Origin of the sequence: Coprococcus eutactus (assembly GCF_025149915.1) — a bacterium.
Classification (GTDB): Bacteria; Bacillota; Clostridia; order Lachnospirales; family Lachnospiraceae; genus Coprococcus; species Coprococcus eutactus.
In genome coordinates, this window is the sequence record NZ_CP102278.1 from 2,807,628 (window position 1) to 2,823,656 (window position 16,029).

15 protein-coding genes and 1 pseudogene are annotated in these 16,029 nt (G+C 46.9%); 1 reads left to right on the plus strand and 15 read right to left on the minus strand.

Annotated elements, in window-relative coordinates; genetic code table 11:
• Nucleotides 1-135 precede the first annotated feature (135 nt).
• Both NQ536_RS12490 and NQ536_RS14070 read right to left on the minus strand, forming a co-directional pair.
• Nucleotides 136-765, minus strand: coding sequence for a dehydroquinate synthase/iron-containing alcohol dehydrogenase family protein (locus tag NQ536_RS12490; protein WP_049937716.1), 630 nt, complete (start codon nt 763-765; stop codon nt 136-138).
• Between the two features lie 33 nt (nt 766-798).
• Nucleotides 799-906, minus strand: a pseudogene (locus tag NQ536_RS14070) (iron-containing alcohol dehydrogenase); the annotation flags it as partial.
• 151 nt (nt 907-1,057) lie between these two features.
• Between NQ536_RS14070 and NQ536_RS12495 the strand changes: the two are divergent.
• On the plus strand, nt 1,058-1,918 hold the full coding sequence (locus tag NQ536_RS12495; protein ID WP_044997931.1) for a helix-turn-helix domain-containing protein: 861 nt from the start codon (nt 1,058-1,060) through the stop codon (nt 1,916-1,918).
• A 19-nt stretch (nt 1,919-1,937) separates the two neighbouring features.
• Here NQ536_RS12495 and NQ536_RS12500 read toward each other — a convergent pair whose 3' ends face one another.
• The 13 genes from NQ536_RS12500 to NQ536_RS12560 all read right to left on the minus strand — a co-directional run bounded on the left by NQ536_RS12500 (nt 1,938) and on the right by NQ536_RS12560 (nt 15,835).
• Entirely contained in the window at nt 1,938-2,630 is a 693-nt protein-coding gene (locus tag NQ536_RS12500; protein WP_004850650.1) for an LrgB family protein, read from the minus strand.
• Nucleotides 2,623-2,991 (minus strand): CidA/LrgA family protein, encoded by a 369-nt coding sequence (locus NQ536_RS12505; RefSeq protein ID WP_004850651.1) that lies wholly within the window; start codon nt 2,989-2,991, stop codon nt 2,623-2,625. The genes NQ536_RS12500 and NQ536_RS12505 overlap by 8 nt, the downstream gene beginning before the upstream one ends.
• Before the next feature lie 362 nt (nt 2,992-3,353).
• Nucleotides 3,354-6,020 (minus strand): cation-translocating P-type ATPase, encoded by a 2,667-nt coding sequence (locus NQ536_RS12510; protein ID WP_044997933.1) that lies wholly within the window; start codon nt 6,018-6,020, stop codon nt 3,354-3,356.
• A 448-nt stretch (nt 6,021-6,468) separates the two neighbouring features.
• The gene (locus NQ536_RS12515) at nt 6,469-6,816 is read right to left on the minus strand and encodes a P-II family nitrogen regulator (protein ID WP_004850656.1); all 348 of its coding nucleotides are present in this window, start codon (nt 6,814-6,816) and stop codon (nt 6,469-6,471) included.
• Between the two features lie 32 nt (nt 6,817-6,848).
• On the minus strand, nt 6,849-8,093 hold the full coding sequence (locus NQ536_RS12520; RefSeq protein WP_022058952.1) for an ammonium transporter: 1,245 nt from the start codon (nt 8,091-8,093) through the stop codon (nt 6,849-6,851).
• A gap of 296 nt (nt 8,094-8,389) precedes the next feature.
• Nucleotides 8,390-9,064 carry a zinc dependent phospholipase C family protein gene (locus tag NQ536_RS12525; protein WP_004850663.1) on the minus strand — a complete coding sequence of 225 codons (675 nt, stop codon included), beginning with the start codon at nt 9,062-9,064 and terminating at the stop codon, nt 8,390-8,392.
• Nucleotides 9,065-9,224: 160 nt separating this feature from the next.
• Nucleotides 9,225-10,166, minus strand: a complete 942-nt coding sequence (locus tag NQ536_RS12530; protein WP_022058953.1) for an EamA family transporter — start codon at nt 10,164-10,166, stop codon at nt 9,225-9,227.
• A gap of 412 nt (nt 10,167-10,578) precedes the next feature.
• Nucleotides 10,579-10,758, minus strand: a complete 180-nt coding sequence (locus tag NQ536_RS13985) for a chromate transporter (RefSeq protein ID WP_227135325.1) — start codon at nt 10,756-10,758, stop codon at nt 10,579-10,581.
• Nucleotides 10,759-10,825: 67 nt separating this feature from the next.
• Complete coding sequence (locus NQ536_RS12540) at nt 10,826-11,527, minus strand: response regulator (RefSeq protein ID WP_004850667.1); 702 nt, start codon at nt 11,525-11,527, stop codon at nt 10,826-10,828.
• Nucleotides 11,520-13,496, minus strand: coding sequence for an ATP-binding protein (locus tag NQ536_RS12545; protein WP_044997934.1), 1,977 nt, complete (start codon nt 13,494-13,496; stop codon nt 11,520-11,522). Before NQ536_RS12545 ends, NQ536_RS12540 begins: the two co-directional genes overlap by 8 nt.
• 68 nt (nt 13,497-13,564) lie before the next feature.
• Nucleotides 13,565-13,819, minus strand: a complete 255-nt coding sequence (locus NQ536_RS12550) for a hypothetical protein (RefSeq protein ID WP_015534219.1) — start codon at nt 13,817-13,819, stop codon at nt 13,565-13,567.
• Between the two features lie 15 nt (nt 13,820-13,834).
• The gene (locus NQ536_RS12555; protein ID WP_004850673.1) at nt 13,835-14,482 is read right to left on the minus strand and encodes a potassium channel family protein; all 648 of its coding nucleotides are present in this window, start codon (nt 14,480-14,482) and stop codon (nt 13,835-13,837) included.
• A gap of 15 nt (nt 14,483-14,497) precedes the next feature.
• Nucleotides 14,498-15,835 carry a TrkH family potassium uptake protein gene (locus NQ536_RS12560; protein ID WP_004850675.1) on the minus strand — a complete coding sequence of 446 codons (1,338 nt, stop codon included), beginning with the start codon at nt 15,833-15,835 and terminating at the stop codon, nt 14,498-14,500.
• Between the last annotated feature and the right edge of the window lie 194 nt (nt 15,836-16,029).

Genomic DNA, 16,029 nt, shown 5'->3' on the forward strand with positions numbered 1-16,029 from the left:
ATTATACAACTTATTTTGGCAAATGTATACAAAATATTATCATTTACACTAACCTATTCTGCATAAAAAAGAGATCTGTCTTTCATCTGATTAAAGCTGAATAGCAGATCTCTTTTTTAATATGAAACTTTAATTCTACATCGCCTTCTTGTATATCTCAGCGATCTCCTCCTGTGTAAATACCACAGGGTTATTTGCTATGCTGGCTGCTGATACCTTCATGCAGTTCTCAGCCATCCAAGGAATATCCTTCTCCTCGATTCCGAGGTCTGAAAGCTTGACATCCAGATCAAGATTCTTCAGAAGAGTTCGGATCTTCGGTGCCAGATCATCCGCCGTGATACCACCAAATATTCTGGCGATTTTCGCAAACTTGAAGTGATCTCCCTTGTAGGATGCCTCGATGATAACAGGTGTCAGAGCTGCAAGTCCCTTGCCGTGAACTATATCCTTAAGTCCGCTGGCCGGATGCTCCATTCCGTGAGCCAGTGTAACTCCGGCTGTGTTGATGACCATACCACCTATGGTGCTGGCCAGTGTTATCTTCTCCCAGCTCTCCTGGGTTCCTCTACCCTTATATACATCCACAAGATTGTGGGCGATAAGATCAATCGCATACAGTGCAAGCGCATCTGTAAATGGCTGCGAGATCTTTGATGTGTATGCCTCCATGCAGTGGCACAGTGCATCGAATCCAACCGCTGCTAACACGTGCTTTGGCATAGTCTTCATGCAGTCCGGATCCACGATGGATACCTTTGCCACGATGGCATTGCATCTGAGCGACTTCTTGTCGCCATTTTCCGGATTGGTGAGAACTGCAAATCCATTTCCCTCTGAACCTGTTCCACAGGTTGTAGGAATAAGTACAAGCGGAAGTACCGTATCGCTGACCCAAGCGAAAATACAACCTTAACCTGATATCCGGTGGAAAGGGAATAGAGAACATCGTAAGCTGGGTATACATATCAGAGGATATATCCACATCCACATTCTTGAACGGAGGGGAACCTGCGGACTTATTCTGAATACCGGCAGATATATATTTGAGGAGGACATGACCGATGAAATCGTCAGACTGTGCCACCGCTATTCATTTCCTCTTTTTACCATGCCATGGGATACAAGGATATTTGATATAACCCACGACTACTACAACAGGATATTTGAAGACTCCAGGGATGATGGCAACATGACCGCAGCATTCCAGAATATCCTCATGGGGAATTCCCTGACCGACGAGCAGGCTGACACACTAAGAGGCTCCGGATTCAACAATGGCTGCTACAACGTTCTGTCCATCGATGCAGAAGCAACGGACGAGTTCATGTATGTTCTGCAGAAGGTCTGCAACAATACAGATCTTGTCTTTCATGCATTTGTATATGATGGCAGTCCGATAGTCATCCTGAGGTGCCCTTCCTCCGGATCCATCGCAGACAAATGCAATGACATCGCAGAGGCTCTGGTGGCAAGATTCCCGGACCGCAGCATACATATGGGTTCCGGAAGCACGGTTTTGTCCCTTACAGAACTCTCCTTGAGTTACCGCCGTGCAATTTCCGCAAGGGAATTTGCTGCAGACAACATATACTGTGATTACAACAGTCTTGGATTCCTGCGTATTCTTCTGGAAGTTAATGATGCCCAGCTCATACACTCATTTATCGCAGAGCAGCTCGGTGGGGTCATAGAGTACGACAAAACCCATCACTCAGCTCTGACGGACACTCTGTACGAATATCTTAAGTGCAGCGGCAGTGTTCAGCACATCTCTGAGAAAATGTTCTGCCACAGGAATACAATAAATTACAGGCTCCGGATAATAAAAGAAGAGCTGGAATATGATCTCTCCGATGCGGAGGTCAGATTCCAGCTCATGGCTGCATATAAGCTCAGAGAGATGCGAAAAGTATAACTCTCTCCAATTATATCTATTACATAAAATGTGCATACACTGACGCGAGTATGACCGTGAGTATTCCTGTAACTGCAATCGACAGACTACTCATGGCTCCTTCAACCTCGCCGATCTCCATAGCCTTGGCAGTTCCGATGGCATGGGCTGATGATCCCAGGGCAAGTCCCTTTGATATAGGTTCTTTGATACGGAATATCTTGAACACGATCTCTCCGATTATATTGCCGATCACTCCAGTCACAACTATGACTGCAACCGTGATGGTCACATATCCGCCAAGCTCTTCCGAAACACCCATTCCGATAGCTGTGGTTATGGACTTCGGAAGAAGTGTCACATAATCTTTATGGGAAAGCCCCATGACCTTGCACAACACAAGGACTGTAGTCAGACTCGTTATTACTCCGGCAACTATACCGCCGAGCACAGCCTTATAATTGTGCTTTAAAAGCTCCCACTGCTCATAGAGTGGGATCGCAAGACACACTGTAGCCGGTGTGAGGAACCAGCTCAGATACTTTGCGCCTTCATTGTACACATCGTAATCCACATCAGCCACAACCAGCACCACTATAGTCACTATGATGGACACCAGCAGTGGGTTAAGTATAGCTATCTTAAGTTTCTTTTTAAGTACACTTCCAAACATATATGCCAGAAGGCTTATAGTCACCCCTGCAAATATGGACGATTCAAACAGATCACTCATTTTCAGTCTCCTTCTTCCTGTCTCTCCTTATTATAAGCTGTGATACCCAGCCTGAAGCAAGCATGACCGTTATGATAACGACCACCGTTATGACGCTGACTGGCACAAGCACAGGCTTAAGCGTTCCCCACGACGACATAAGGCCCACACCGGCTGGTATGAACATAACCGGCATGATCTCTATGAGAAACTTGCCCACACTCTTCACATCATCCAGCTTGAGAATCTTCGTCTGCAGGCAGATGAACATGATCACCATACCATATATACTCGCCGGAATCGGTAGTGGAACTATATACTTAAGTATCTCTCCGATAAATGAGATGGCAAGGATTATAAGAAACTGCTTCAAATATTTCATCTTTTTTGTCTTCCTTCTATATATTTATCATTCACATATGGAGCAACGATCCACAACCTTGGTATACATGCCTGTATACAACCTCCACATACCGGGCCTTTTTCATAAAAAAGGAGGTTCGATACACAGATATAGTTACTCTGTATATTCAAACCACCCTTTAACCCTTTGATTATTATATTCTCACTCAGATTTTATTCAATAGAATATTCTGCATTTTCTAAATTTTGATAAATATAACAATTTTTTTAATTCAATCTAAAAATATTTCGTAAATATTTCTATTGACTATTATTTTTGCAGGAATCTCATCCTATGAATTTTTCATGATCACGGTGTTCACGATATTCTCCACATACAATCTATCTCCTCTTGTCCTGTATGGCCTTAATGATCTGTATTATCGCAGTCGGTGCAAATGCAAGTCCCGCTATCTTCAGCACATCAGCCGCTCCAAGACTTACCACGCTGAACAGACTGTGAAGTCCCGGTATGAACAGGACCGCAGCCAGAAATGCCACTCCGGCTAAAAATGCATATACGCTGTATTTATTTGATCTAAATCCAAGCTTAAACATCGACTCCTCACTTCTGCAGTTAAAACCATGGAACAGTCTGGCGAGTGTCAGTGTTGCAAATGCCATGGTAGTGGCTTTTGCCGAGCTCACCGGCAGTCCAAGATGGAATGCTGTCATGGTCGCTACAGCGATGAGAAGGCCTTCCGAGAGCATCTTTGCCATAAAGTCAGATGTCAGGATTCCCTTCTTAGGATCCCTCGGTTTTTCTGAGAGCAGCGATGGGTCAGCCGGCTCCATTCCTATCGCGAGCGCAGGAAGAGAATCTGTGAGCAGGTTGATGAACAACAGATGTACAGGTGCAAACGGAACAGGCAGGGCCGCTATCGAGGTGTAGAGCACCGCCAGTATTCCAGCTGTGTTTCCTGACAGCAGGAACAGTATCGCATTCTTTATGTTCCTGTATACATTTCGTCCATTTGACACAGCCTTGATGATGGTTGCAAAGTTGTCATCTGAGAGGATCATGGCCGCCGCGTCCTTGGACACCTCCGTGCCGGTTATTCCCATGGCAACACCTATGTCTGCTTTCTTGAGTGCAGGGGCATCATTGACACCATCACCTGTCATGGCTACTATATTGCCGTTCTTCTGCCATGCATCAACTATCCTTATCTTATTCTCCGGTGACACCCTGGCATATACAGATATCTTTGTTATGTCACGCGCAAGCTCCTCATCAGACAGAGCGTCAAGCTCCTCTCCCGTGAGTGCCATGTCCCCATCCTCGTATATTCCGATCTGCTTCGCTATGGCAACCGCTGTGATCTTGTGGTCTCCAGTTATCATGACCGGCTTTATACCCGCACGCCTTGCATCGGCAACCGCTGCCATAGACTCCGGGCGTGGCGGATCCACCATGGACACAAGTCCAAGGAATGTAAATCCATACTCAGTATCAACTCCCAGTACCTCATCACTTTCCTTATATGCAAATGACAGTACACGGAGGCCATTTTCTGAGAATGCCTTGTTCTGAGCCTTGATCTTCGCTTTTTCTTCATCTGTCATAGGCTTTACGCCATCGCTGTATCTCACGCTCACGCATCTGTCAAGCAGCACATCCACAGCACCCTTGGTGAGTATGGTCGGAACCCCATGAAGCAGATACTTTGTACTCATAAGCTTTCTGTCCGAGTCGAACGGAACCTCCTCCATTCTGTCCATGCAGTCCCTGAGTACATCCTCCTTCAGACTCCATTTTACAGTCTCCGCAGGAACAGAGATACCTGTACCCTCCGTCTCCATGCCTGGCATCATGTGGACCTGACGGAACATCTCAAGCAATGCATATTCCGTCGGATCTCCTATTCCTTTACCATCCACTATGCTGGAATCATTGGTGAGAACCGCATCATATAGCAGATACCTGTGGAGCTGGTTATGGGAATCAAGCTCCTCCGGCTTGTAAAGTTTTCCATCCAGATATATCTCCTGCACGGTCATCTTGTTCTGTGTAAGTGTTCCGGTCTTGTCTGAGCAGATGACTGACACGCATCCAAGGCTTTCAACCGCCTTGAGGTTCTTGATGATCGCATTCTCCTTCGCCATCTTCTGGGTGCCAAATGCCTGCACGATGGTAACTATCGAACCTAGAGCCTCAGGTATAGCTGCAACCGCAAGGGCAACTGCGAACATCATAGAATCAAGCACCGCCATCTTCCTGTAGATGCAGAGGACAAATACCAGCGCGCACACAATCATGATAAATGCCGCAAGTCTTGCACTGAACTTGTCAAGGCTCTCCTGAAGCGGAGTCTTTCTCTCCTTTGCAGCGTTCATCAGTCCTGCTATCTTACCTAGCTCCGTATCCATTCCTGTTCCAGTCACAAGCACCTCTGCTCGTCCATATGTAACAAGACTTCCTGAATACACCATATTTGTCCTGTCTGCAAGTGGCACGGAACCTTCTATTATTGCATCATTCTTTTCCACATTTGTAGATTCTCCGGTAAGTGAGCTCTCATTTACCTGGAGTGAGAAGTTCCTGAGTATCCTTCCATCGGCAACTATCATATCGCCCGCCTCAAGCAGTACGATATCACCCGGAACTATCTCGCGGGACGGAAGCTCCTGCTTCACACCATCTCTCATAACCTTTGCATTTGGGGATGAAAGCTGTTTCAGACTGTCAAGCGAACGCTCAGCTTTCACATGCTGCACTGTTCCCAGCACAGCGTTCATGACGAGTACCGCCAAGATTACTATGGTACTCTCGATATTGTCAGAAAACATAGAAATGACTGCTGCTATGATCAATATGATCACCAGCAGGTCACAAAACTGACTGAGGAACACCTGTAATGTGCTCTTTCTCTTGCCTTCCTGGAGAACATTTTCTCCCTTCTCATTGCGGATCTCCTCTGCCCGCTCCGTCGACAGTCCGCGGCTGTCTGTCTTGAATTCTTTTAGTAATTCATCACCGGAACAATTCCAAAAATTTTTCTCTGTCATACACACCAGACTCCTTTTCTTCTTATTTTCGGATACCAGGCACATGCCCGGGGTCCATTTTTCTATTTCCCAGATCAGCAATATTATCTATGCATCAAACATAATGCCATCTGATCTTATATGCTTATCACGCAAAGAAAAGTCTGTTGTGTATTCAGCTATATCTTTTTCTTACATACAACAAAGGAACGAGACCTTCATTGCATGATAAACACACAATAAAAGTCTCGTTCCTTTCAAGTTCTATATACACTACTATATATACTCCGAAAGCGTGCGTCCCGGTTCCCTGCACAGGTATGTCCCAGCCAGAAAACGTGATGACGAGATCGCACAACATCTTATAACCGATGCGAACTACTCCCTGATATTTCCGACATAATAACACGGGAACCCTTTGATTGTCAAAGGATTCCCGGCTAGTATTTGGTAAAGAAATTATAAACTTTTAATTCAGAGCATCATAGCCGCTCTCCTTTGTACGGATCTTAGTTGCAGTGCGGATCTCGTAGCTGAATATCTTGCCGTCTCCAACCTCGCCTGTATATGCCGCCTTCTGGATAGCCTCGATGGTCTTCTTCTCCCATTCCTCAGATGACACAACTATCTCAAACTTGATCTTCGGCTGCATCACCACATCTACCTCCGTACCACGGACAAGCTTCTTATATCCTCTCTGTGCTCCGCATCCCATAACCTGAGACACTGTGATTCCATTTACATCTATGGCATTCAACGCTTCCTTGACGTCCTCAAAGACCTCCTCGCGCACGATAGCCTCAACCTTTATCATCATAATAGATCTCTCCTTCCTATATCATTGCTGTCCTACGAATCAAGTCCATTGAATGTTGGATATGCACTCTCGCCGTGCTCTGAGATATCCAGACCTACCTTTTCTTCTCTGTCTGTTACACGGAGCGGTGTGAAAAGTCTCACAATTCCAAGACAGATAAGTGTTCCGACTACGGCAACTACGATCGTAACCACAATGCCAACAAGCTGCATCAGGAACAAATGTACATCTCCGAATACCAGACCATCCCAACGAGCTACACTGTTGATGGAGCTCTTTGCAAATAAACCTGTTGCGATACCTCCCCAGATACCACCGATACCATGACATCCAAATGCATCAAGTGCATCGTCTATCTTCAGCTTACCCTTAAGGAATGATATTGTAAAGCAGCAGATTGGGCTGACAAGCGCACCGATGATGAATGATGACCAGATCGGTACGAATCCTGCACCAGGTGTTATAGCCACAAGACCGACAACAAGACCTGTCGATGCACCGACCAGGGTAGGTTTTCCATCCTTTATCACATCTATTATCATCCATGAGAGCATTGCGCTGGCACTGGCAATTGCCGTTGTCATGAATGCATGTGCTGCAAGACCATTTGCGCCGAGGGCACTTCCGGCATTGAAACCGAACCATCCAAACCAAAGAATGAATGCACCGAGTGCGACAAATGGAATGTTGTGAACTCTGTATGCTGTGTTCTCATATCCCTTTCTTCTTCCAAGGATGATAGAGAATACAAGGGCGCTCACACCTGAGCTTATATGTACTACATTTCCTCCCGCGAAATCAACTGAACCGATCTCTCCGAGAAAACCGCCCTGACCCCATACCATGTGAGCCATCGGATAATAAACGATGATCGACCAGAGCATGATGAAGAAGAACAACGCCTTGAACTTCACACGTCCGACCAGTGAACCGGTGATAAGCGCCGGTGTGATCATGGCGAACATCATCTGAAATGCAACGTATACAAGATGAGGTATATTGTCCGCATAAGGACCAGCCTCATCCATCTTTATCCCGTTAAGTGCAAACCACTTGAGATCTCCTATAACACCTCCGTGATTAGTGCCAAATGAGAGTGAGTAACCGAACAGCACCCACATGACAACTGAAAGTCCCATGATGGCCGTACATGCCATGATGGTATTTACAACATTTTTCCTCCTGACGAGGCCTCCGTAGAAGAATGCAAGTCCGGGTGTCATGAAGAACACCAGAGCCGCACAGATCATAATAAAACCAGTATCTCCCGTATTCATAGTTTCTTCCTCCTTAATTATACTCATCTGGGGAACGCGATATCTCATTCTCCCATGGGGACGGAGGTACCTGTCCCCTCCGTCCCCATTGTCGAAACAAAAAAGGCGCCAAACGAATCTTTTCGATTCATTTGACGCCTTTGTCGTGATTTATAATAGCAGACTTCAGAAAATAATGCAAGAGGTAATTTTAAATTGTTTTTCACAAGCTATTTTGTTGTTTTTGCAAAGTTTCTTAACTAAATCTTTATCGCGCACTCAATTTAGACATATCAGATTTTTTACGGCTGCTATTTCTACGCCACCCCTGTGGACTCCATTCCAGTCTGTCCAGCTGCTGCCATACTTACATTTGCCGTAACTGGTATATGTTCCTTACATGCAATTGCAACATCACGCATGGATGGCACTGACACACTCTCTGTCTGCCAGAACCGCTCTGTAACCACCGATATTGCATGTGTGATATGTCTGTAATCATTCTCGCATCCCAGAGCCTCACTGACATATCTGTAATGAATTTCCTCAAGATATTCAACTATATCTATTCCATCATCAATACTATCTAAATTTACATTATCTGATGATATCATCTGATTCACATAGTCATGCAGCTCTGTCTCGTACTGGCAGTGTTCTCTAAGATTCCCAGGAAATATACTGTTGTGCGGATATGTGAATGAATCCGCCACATAGTGAACAAGCTTTCCGAGAAGAAAGCTCTGTCTGACAGTTCCCATTCCGCCTTTCTCAAGTTTCTTTGTGAGTTTTTCCATATACTTCATGACATTTTCGTAATTGTGTCCTCTAAGTTTCTCCTCGCCACGGATGCTGCCCCTGAAATAAGTCAGCATATTGATATCCGGCTCTATGCTGCCAAATATGAACGCCGCCTTCTGCAGCTTAGATGCGCCGGCATCCATGTGATCCATAATATATCTGCTCAGATTCATGTGGTCTGCTGTTCTCATATTTAACGCCTCCTGCCTGTTCTGCCATCAAGCACAGCTTGATAAGCTTCTCATGTACAAATGTATCCTCTATATCTTTTTCGTTGTATATAGTGTAAACGATAGATATAAAATCCGCAGGAAGAAACTATAAATACTTTCTAAATAGACCGTAAAATATTCAGAAATTCATGGCAATTAAGAGAGTTCCAGCAGTGATGCATACCACGCCAACAGCCGCTTTCTTGGTCAGCTTTTCGTGGAACACGATTCCTGAAAATGCAATGGTGATGAGCATGCTCAGCTTGTCTATCGGTACTACCACGCTTGCCGGTCCGTCCTGAAGTGCCCTGTAATAACACAGCCAGGATGCTCCCGTGGCTATTCCAGAGAGCGCAATAAACAGCAGCTCATTCTTCTCTATGCCCTTTATCTCATGCTGTTTTCCTGACACAAACACCATAAGCCAAGCCATGACAAGAACCACCGTTGTCCTGATCGCCGTGCCCAGATTTGAGTTGATATCCGATATCCCTACCTTGCCGAGTATCGCTGTCAAACTGGCAAAGACAGCTGAGAGCACCGCGTACAGCAGCCAGCTGCCATGCAAAAGTCCCATTTCCCGCTGTTTCTGTGCCACACTGCCACCGTCTGTTGACATATGTTCGACATCTTTCCCTGACAGCTCCTGATCATCTGCAGTTTTCTTTTTGGTGATCATAAGCATGGTGCCCACACCTATCATAACTATTGAGATACCCTTAACCCAGGTGATCCCCTCATGTAGGAATATGAGGGCAAGCAGAATCGTGAGCACGGTGCTTGATTTGTCTATGGGAACGACCTTGTTGATATCCCCTTTCTGCAGCGCCCTGAAATAACACAGCCAGGATGCTCCGGTTGCAAGGCCGGAGAGGATCAGAAAGAGAAGTGTCTTACCGCTGATATGTGTGTCTGCAGTCCAGGCTCCTGTGACAAGAACCATCAGCCAAGCAAACAGCAGAACCACAACTGTCCTTATAGCCGTCGCCACATCAGAATCCGTCTTTCTTATACCGCATTTTGCAAGTATCGCCGTGATCCCCGCAAATGACGAAGAACCCACTGCAAATAATATCCACATTTTACGCGCCTCCCATTTATATGTGACCGTGAGCCACACTTACATTTATCATTTTGTATCATCTTTACTATAGGGTAACACTATTTTGACTCCAAATCCATCCTTGCGGCACCCCCGCTCAAAGCCACACAAAAGGCAGGCTCACATAAGGACGCTTTCAAAAAGTGACCGATTGAGAGCAGCACAACGCCACAGAGATTTAAAACTCTGTGGCGTTGTGCTTTTTTATAGCTAACAGGAAAATGATTAGAAAAAATTTTGATCTTTGATTAAGGTTACGGGCGTAACAGTTACTGAAAAGTGATTTATTCTACAACGGCGGCGTCCGTCAGTCTGGAATAGTGAGCAGTGTATTTCCGTAAAAACAGCAAAGCCGCCCGGTTTCGGACGGCAAATTGGCACAGGCTGTGTTTTATGCTCCCCAAAGCAACATACCGATTGCCGTAGCGAGAATCATTGCGATAACGCAGGGGCGAACGCCGGAGAGAAAAGCGTTGACGCCGGCATATTTCATCAGATTTTTGAGTACCGCCGCAATTAAAAGTATAATAACGAAAGACGGAAGAACAACGCCGAGCGTACCAAGCGATATTCAGCCCTTCAATTCCGAAAAGATTTTCTATTGCATATCGGTTCAAATCCTTGTTTCCCCGCTTTTCTCAGTCTACCCGCAGCATACGGTAACCGACGCCGATATGCGTCTGAATGTATTGCGGACCGTCCTTTTGCGGCTCCAGCTTTTTGCGCAGGGTCGCCATAAACACCCGCAGAGAAGCAATATCGTTTTCCCAGCTGCTGCCCCAAATCTGCTGCGTGATATAGGTGTGCGTCAGCACCTTTCCGACATTATGAGAGAGCAGACACAAAAGCTTGTATTCAATCGGGGTCAGGTGCAATTCCTCCCCATTTAGATAAGCGCAGCCGGCGGCATAATCAATTTTAAGCTTGCCGTTTTGGAAAACGGGTGAGTTGGCATCGCCGCTTGCCTGAAGCAGCAGCAGCCGTCTTTGCGTGACCCGAAGGCGTGCCAAAAGCTCCTCTATGGAAAAGGGCTTTGTCAGATAGTCGTCCGCCCCGGCATCCAGCGCCGTGATTTTGTCTTTATCCTCGCTGCGCGCACTGATCACAATAATGGGCATATTTGACCATGAGCGGATGCTTTCGATCACCTGTGTGCCGTCGATATCCGGCAGCCCCAGATCCAGCAGAACGATATCCGGGTTATGGGAGGTCGCTTCTATAATAGCGCTGTGTCCGTTCTCCGCGGTCAGGTAGCGGTAATCGTGCGCCTTTAATGTTGTTACGATCAGATTGCGGACGGGACGGTCGTCCTCCACAACGAGAACAAGGGGTTTATTCATTCAGAGTCACCTCGCTGAGCGGTAAAGTAAAGGTAAATATGCAGCCGTGCGGTACGTTATCCGTAAGCGTCAGCGTTCCGCCGTGCAGCTCTATGATAGATTTACACAGGGTAAGCCCGATCCCGAAGCTTCTGCGGCTGTCTGCGACGGTATTTTTCCCGGTGTAAAACATCTCAAAAATATGCGGTTTCATATCGTCTGCAATTCCGTTTCCGTTATCGGTGACTCGGATCACGGCATCCCCGCCCTGTTTTTCGGCACTTACGCAGATCTCGGAGCCTTGTTCGGTATATTTCAAAGCATTATCAATAAGGTTGACAATGACCTGCACGATAAGCTGTGCGTCCATACGCGCAAGGATCAAATCGTCGCACCTTACCGTCACCTTGTGTCCGACGGATTTTTTCTTCAAATGCGAAACGGCTTCGTTGACCACTTCGTCTACAAGCTGGTCGGTAAGCTCCAGCTTCAGGCGTCCGTCATTCAGCCGTGTAACATACAGCAGATTTTCCACCACGCCGATCAGCCATTCGGAATCGTCATAAATATCTTTATAGATCTGCTGCTTGGTTGCTTCGTCCAGGCAGTTTCCGTTATGCAAAAGCGTGTCCGCATTACCCGAAACGGAGCAAAGCGGCGTGCGCAGATCGTGTGAGATCGACCGCAAAAGGTCGGCGCGCAGCTGCTCGCTTTTTGCAAGATCTGCCGCCCGTTCCTTTTCGGCGGCGTTGTGAGCATTATCCATTGCCAGCGCACATTCGTTCACAACCGACAGTACGATGCTGCTCTCAAATGAATCGGGCCTTTCGGGTTTCATCGGTATCCCGATTACACCGTATACTCTGCCGCCTGCACGGATCGCAAGATAAAGACATTCGGATTTTCCAAACTGTGCTGTCGCTGCTCCTGCACGGCAATCGTTTTGAAGCACCCATTCTGCGGTCTGCCGCTCTGCATCGCTTAGCAGCTTTTCAGCGTGTGTATCCTTTTTTTCGGCATACAGCCGCCCGGACAACATTCCGTTTTCGCCTTTCGTATAGGCAACAATGCTTCGGTCAAGCAGCCGAGAGAGCTGCATACAGGTCACGCTTAAAACATCATCGTTGCTTTTTGCTTTTTGCAACAGACGGTCAGTGTCGAACAGCACCTGCACACGGAACGCGGAGCGAGCCGAAAGCCTTGCATGATCTTTCAGCTTCGAGGCAAGCGTGCCGGTGAGAACGGAAGACGCCAGCATGACTGCAAAGGTAACGGGATAGCCTACGGCATAGGTCTGAAAGGACAACCTGGGTTCGGTAAGGAAAAATCCGAACAATACAACACTTAGAAGTGAGCCTGCCATACTGCAAAGGTATCCTTTGGTCAAAACGGAGATCATCAGCACACCTAGGATGTATACCGTAACGATATTGGTATCGGGAAAGCCGAGATGGTCGAACAGAAACCCGATCGCCGTACATACGGCAAGCGCCAGGACGGTCACGGCAATATCCCGCAGCGACGGTATCTCTGCACCTAAGAACAGACGGCGTCTGTGCGGCTTTGTATAGTTCAGTGCGTCGGGAATAATATGAATGTCAACGTCGGGGGCGGAGGAGATAAGCTTTTCGGTGAGAGTCGGTCTTCCGAACAGCCCTCTGCGTCTGGCACTGCTTTGCCCGATCACGATTTTTGTGACATCGGAAAGCCTGACATATTCCGAGATCTGCAGCGGTACATCCTCGCCGTGCGTCTTAACGATCTCGGCGCCGAGCCTTTGCGCGAGCTGTATGTTCTGCGAAAGTCGGGACTGATCCTCATCATTTATGACCGTATCCGTCTGCACATAGATGGCGGTAAATCTTGCATGAAGGGCCTTAGCCATCTTTGCGGCGGTGTGTATGATCCTTGCATTGGACGGCGAAGAGGATAGGCAGACAAGGATATGCTCGTCTGTATCGAATTTTGACTGTTCGGTTTGTACTTTCATCGGTTTCACCGCCATTTTTATTTTATTTTATTATTATACAGTAAAACTGTAAAAAAAACTACCGCAACCTAAAAATCATTCTTCTGCCCATCGGAAAGAATAATATCGACATTTCCGTGCGTTTCACGAAAACGGCGGATCTCACATAATATTTCACTTTCGGACAGTCCCTGCGGCAGCAGAATTTCGGAAGGCTCACGGGATTCGTTTTCCTTTAACAGTGCTTTTCTGTTTTCTTCAAGAAATCGATCCAGCCTGCTCATAAGATAAAATCCGAAAGCAAATATGCCAAGCAGGCTGACGATCAGTAATAGCTCAGCCATCCTCATTCACCTCTGTTAAATGCGAAAACACTTCTGCAGTTCTTTGTAAGCGCCGAGAACCAAAAGAGTGATATTGTCCGTAAGAACGGTGTCAGGCGAAACTGCCATATTTATCTTTCCGTTCTCCTTGGTTGCCATAATATTGATGCTGTATTTTCTGCGGATATCCAGCACTCCGACGGTTTTTCCGATCCAACCCTCCGGAACCTCTACCTCAAAAATGGCATGAGCCTCATCGACCTCGATGTAATCCCGTACGTGATCGGCGGTATAGCGAATAGCAGCCCAATTTGCTACTTGCTTTTCAGGGTAAATTACTTCGTCCGCTCCGTTACGCAGAAGAAATTTCTCCTGAACATCACGCTCGGCGCGGGACACAACTAATTTTGCACCGAGCTCTTTCAGCAAAGAAGTGGTTTCCAGCGAATTTTGAAAATTTCCTCCTATGGTGACTATGCACACATCAAAGTTTCCGATTCCGAGCGACTTTAAAAATTCCGTGTTTGTGCTGTCACCTATCTGTGCGTTAGTAACGATCGGCAGAATCTTATTGACCCTTTCTTCGTTGCTGTCTACCGCCATCACCTCATGCCCGAGCTTATTCAGCTGCAAAGCGATATGCCTACCGAATCTGCCGAGACCTATCAACAATATGTTTTTCATAATATAGTAACTCCTTTATCCGACTGTGATTTTTTCGAGCGGCAGCTTTGCTCCGCTCTGATTTTTATTGGAGACCGCCGCGTAAATCAGGGTAAGTCCGCCGACTCTGCCGAGATACATCAAGACGATCAAAATAAGCTGAGAAAGAACACCGAGCTGCGGTGTGATTCCAAGGGTAAGCCCGACCGTTCCGACAGCGGACGCCGTTTCGTAAAGGCAGGTGCTAAGCGGCAGACCTTCTGCCGTGCTGATAACAATGCCGCCGACAAAAAACAGCATGAAATACATTACGGCAACGGCTGCGGCGTTTTTCACTGCCGAACCGTCAATGCGCCTGCCGCAGACTTCGGCATCGTCCTTTTGGCGACAAACGGAGAATGCACTCAGAATCAGAACGGCAAGCGTGGTCGTTTTCATACCGCCTGCCGTGGAGCCGGGTGATCCGCCGACAAGCATCAGCAGAATCATAATTGCCTTGGAGGAACCGGTCATAGTGGGAAGATCGGCGGTATTGAAACCGGCGGTTCTCGGTGTGACGGACTGAAAAAGCGACGCAAGAATCCTTTCGGCGAGCGGCAGTCCCGTAAAATCGCAGAAGAAAAAGAATACTGCGGGAGCGATAATGAGGATTGCCGTTGTTACCAATATGACCTTGCTCTGCATCCGGTATTTTTTGAAATGCCACTTGTTTGTGCAAATATCGTCCCAGGTCAAAAATCCAATACCGCCCACAATAATTAAAAGCATAATTGCAATGTTTATTGTAGGCTCTCCGATGTATCCCGTAAGAGACGGGTATTTGTTTTCTGCGGTGCCGAGTATGTCAAAGCCGGCATTGCAAAAGGCGGAAATCGAATGAAATGCCGCCATCCAAATTCCCTTGATACCGAAGTTTCCGCAAAATGTCGGCAGCATGACGATCATTCCGATAAGCTCGATCAAAAAAGTTCCCCGTACAATAAAGCGGGTCAGGCGGACGATCCCGCCGACCTTCGGGGCAGAGATGGCGTCCTGCATGGTACTGCGCTGCATCAGCGATATTTTTCTGCCGGACAGCATGGCGAAAAATGCCGCAACTGTCACAACACCGAGCCCGCCTATCTGGATCATCAGCAGTATTACCGTCTGCCCGAAAGCGGACCAATAACTGCCCGTATCCTGCACGACCAGCCCCGTAACGCAAACGGCCGAGGTCGATGTGAACAGCGCCTCGTGAAACGGCGTAACAACTCCGGCAGTCGATGAAAACGGCAGCATCAATATCAGTGCTCCGATCAGAATAACCCCGGCAAAGCCCAAAACGATCAGCTTAAAGGATGACAGTCGCTTTTTTCTATGTGTAATTTCAGACATATATACTTCTCCTGTTTTTGTTTGTTTACAAAGAGTATATTATGAAATATAAAAAAACGGTGTAATGATCCGGTGTACTGTATTAAGATTGCATTAAGGCGCTCATTCTTTGAAAAAACAGCGCATAGTATAGCAAACGCTGAAGGCCTTGAAGCCCTCGGCTTTGACAAAGACACCGCCGAAGGTGCTATATC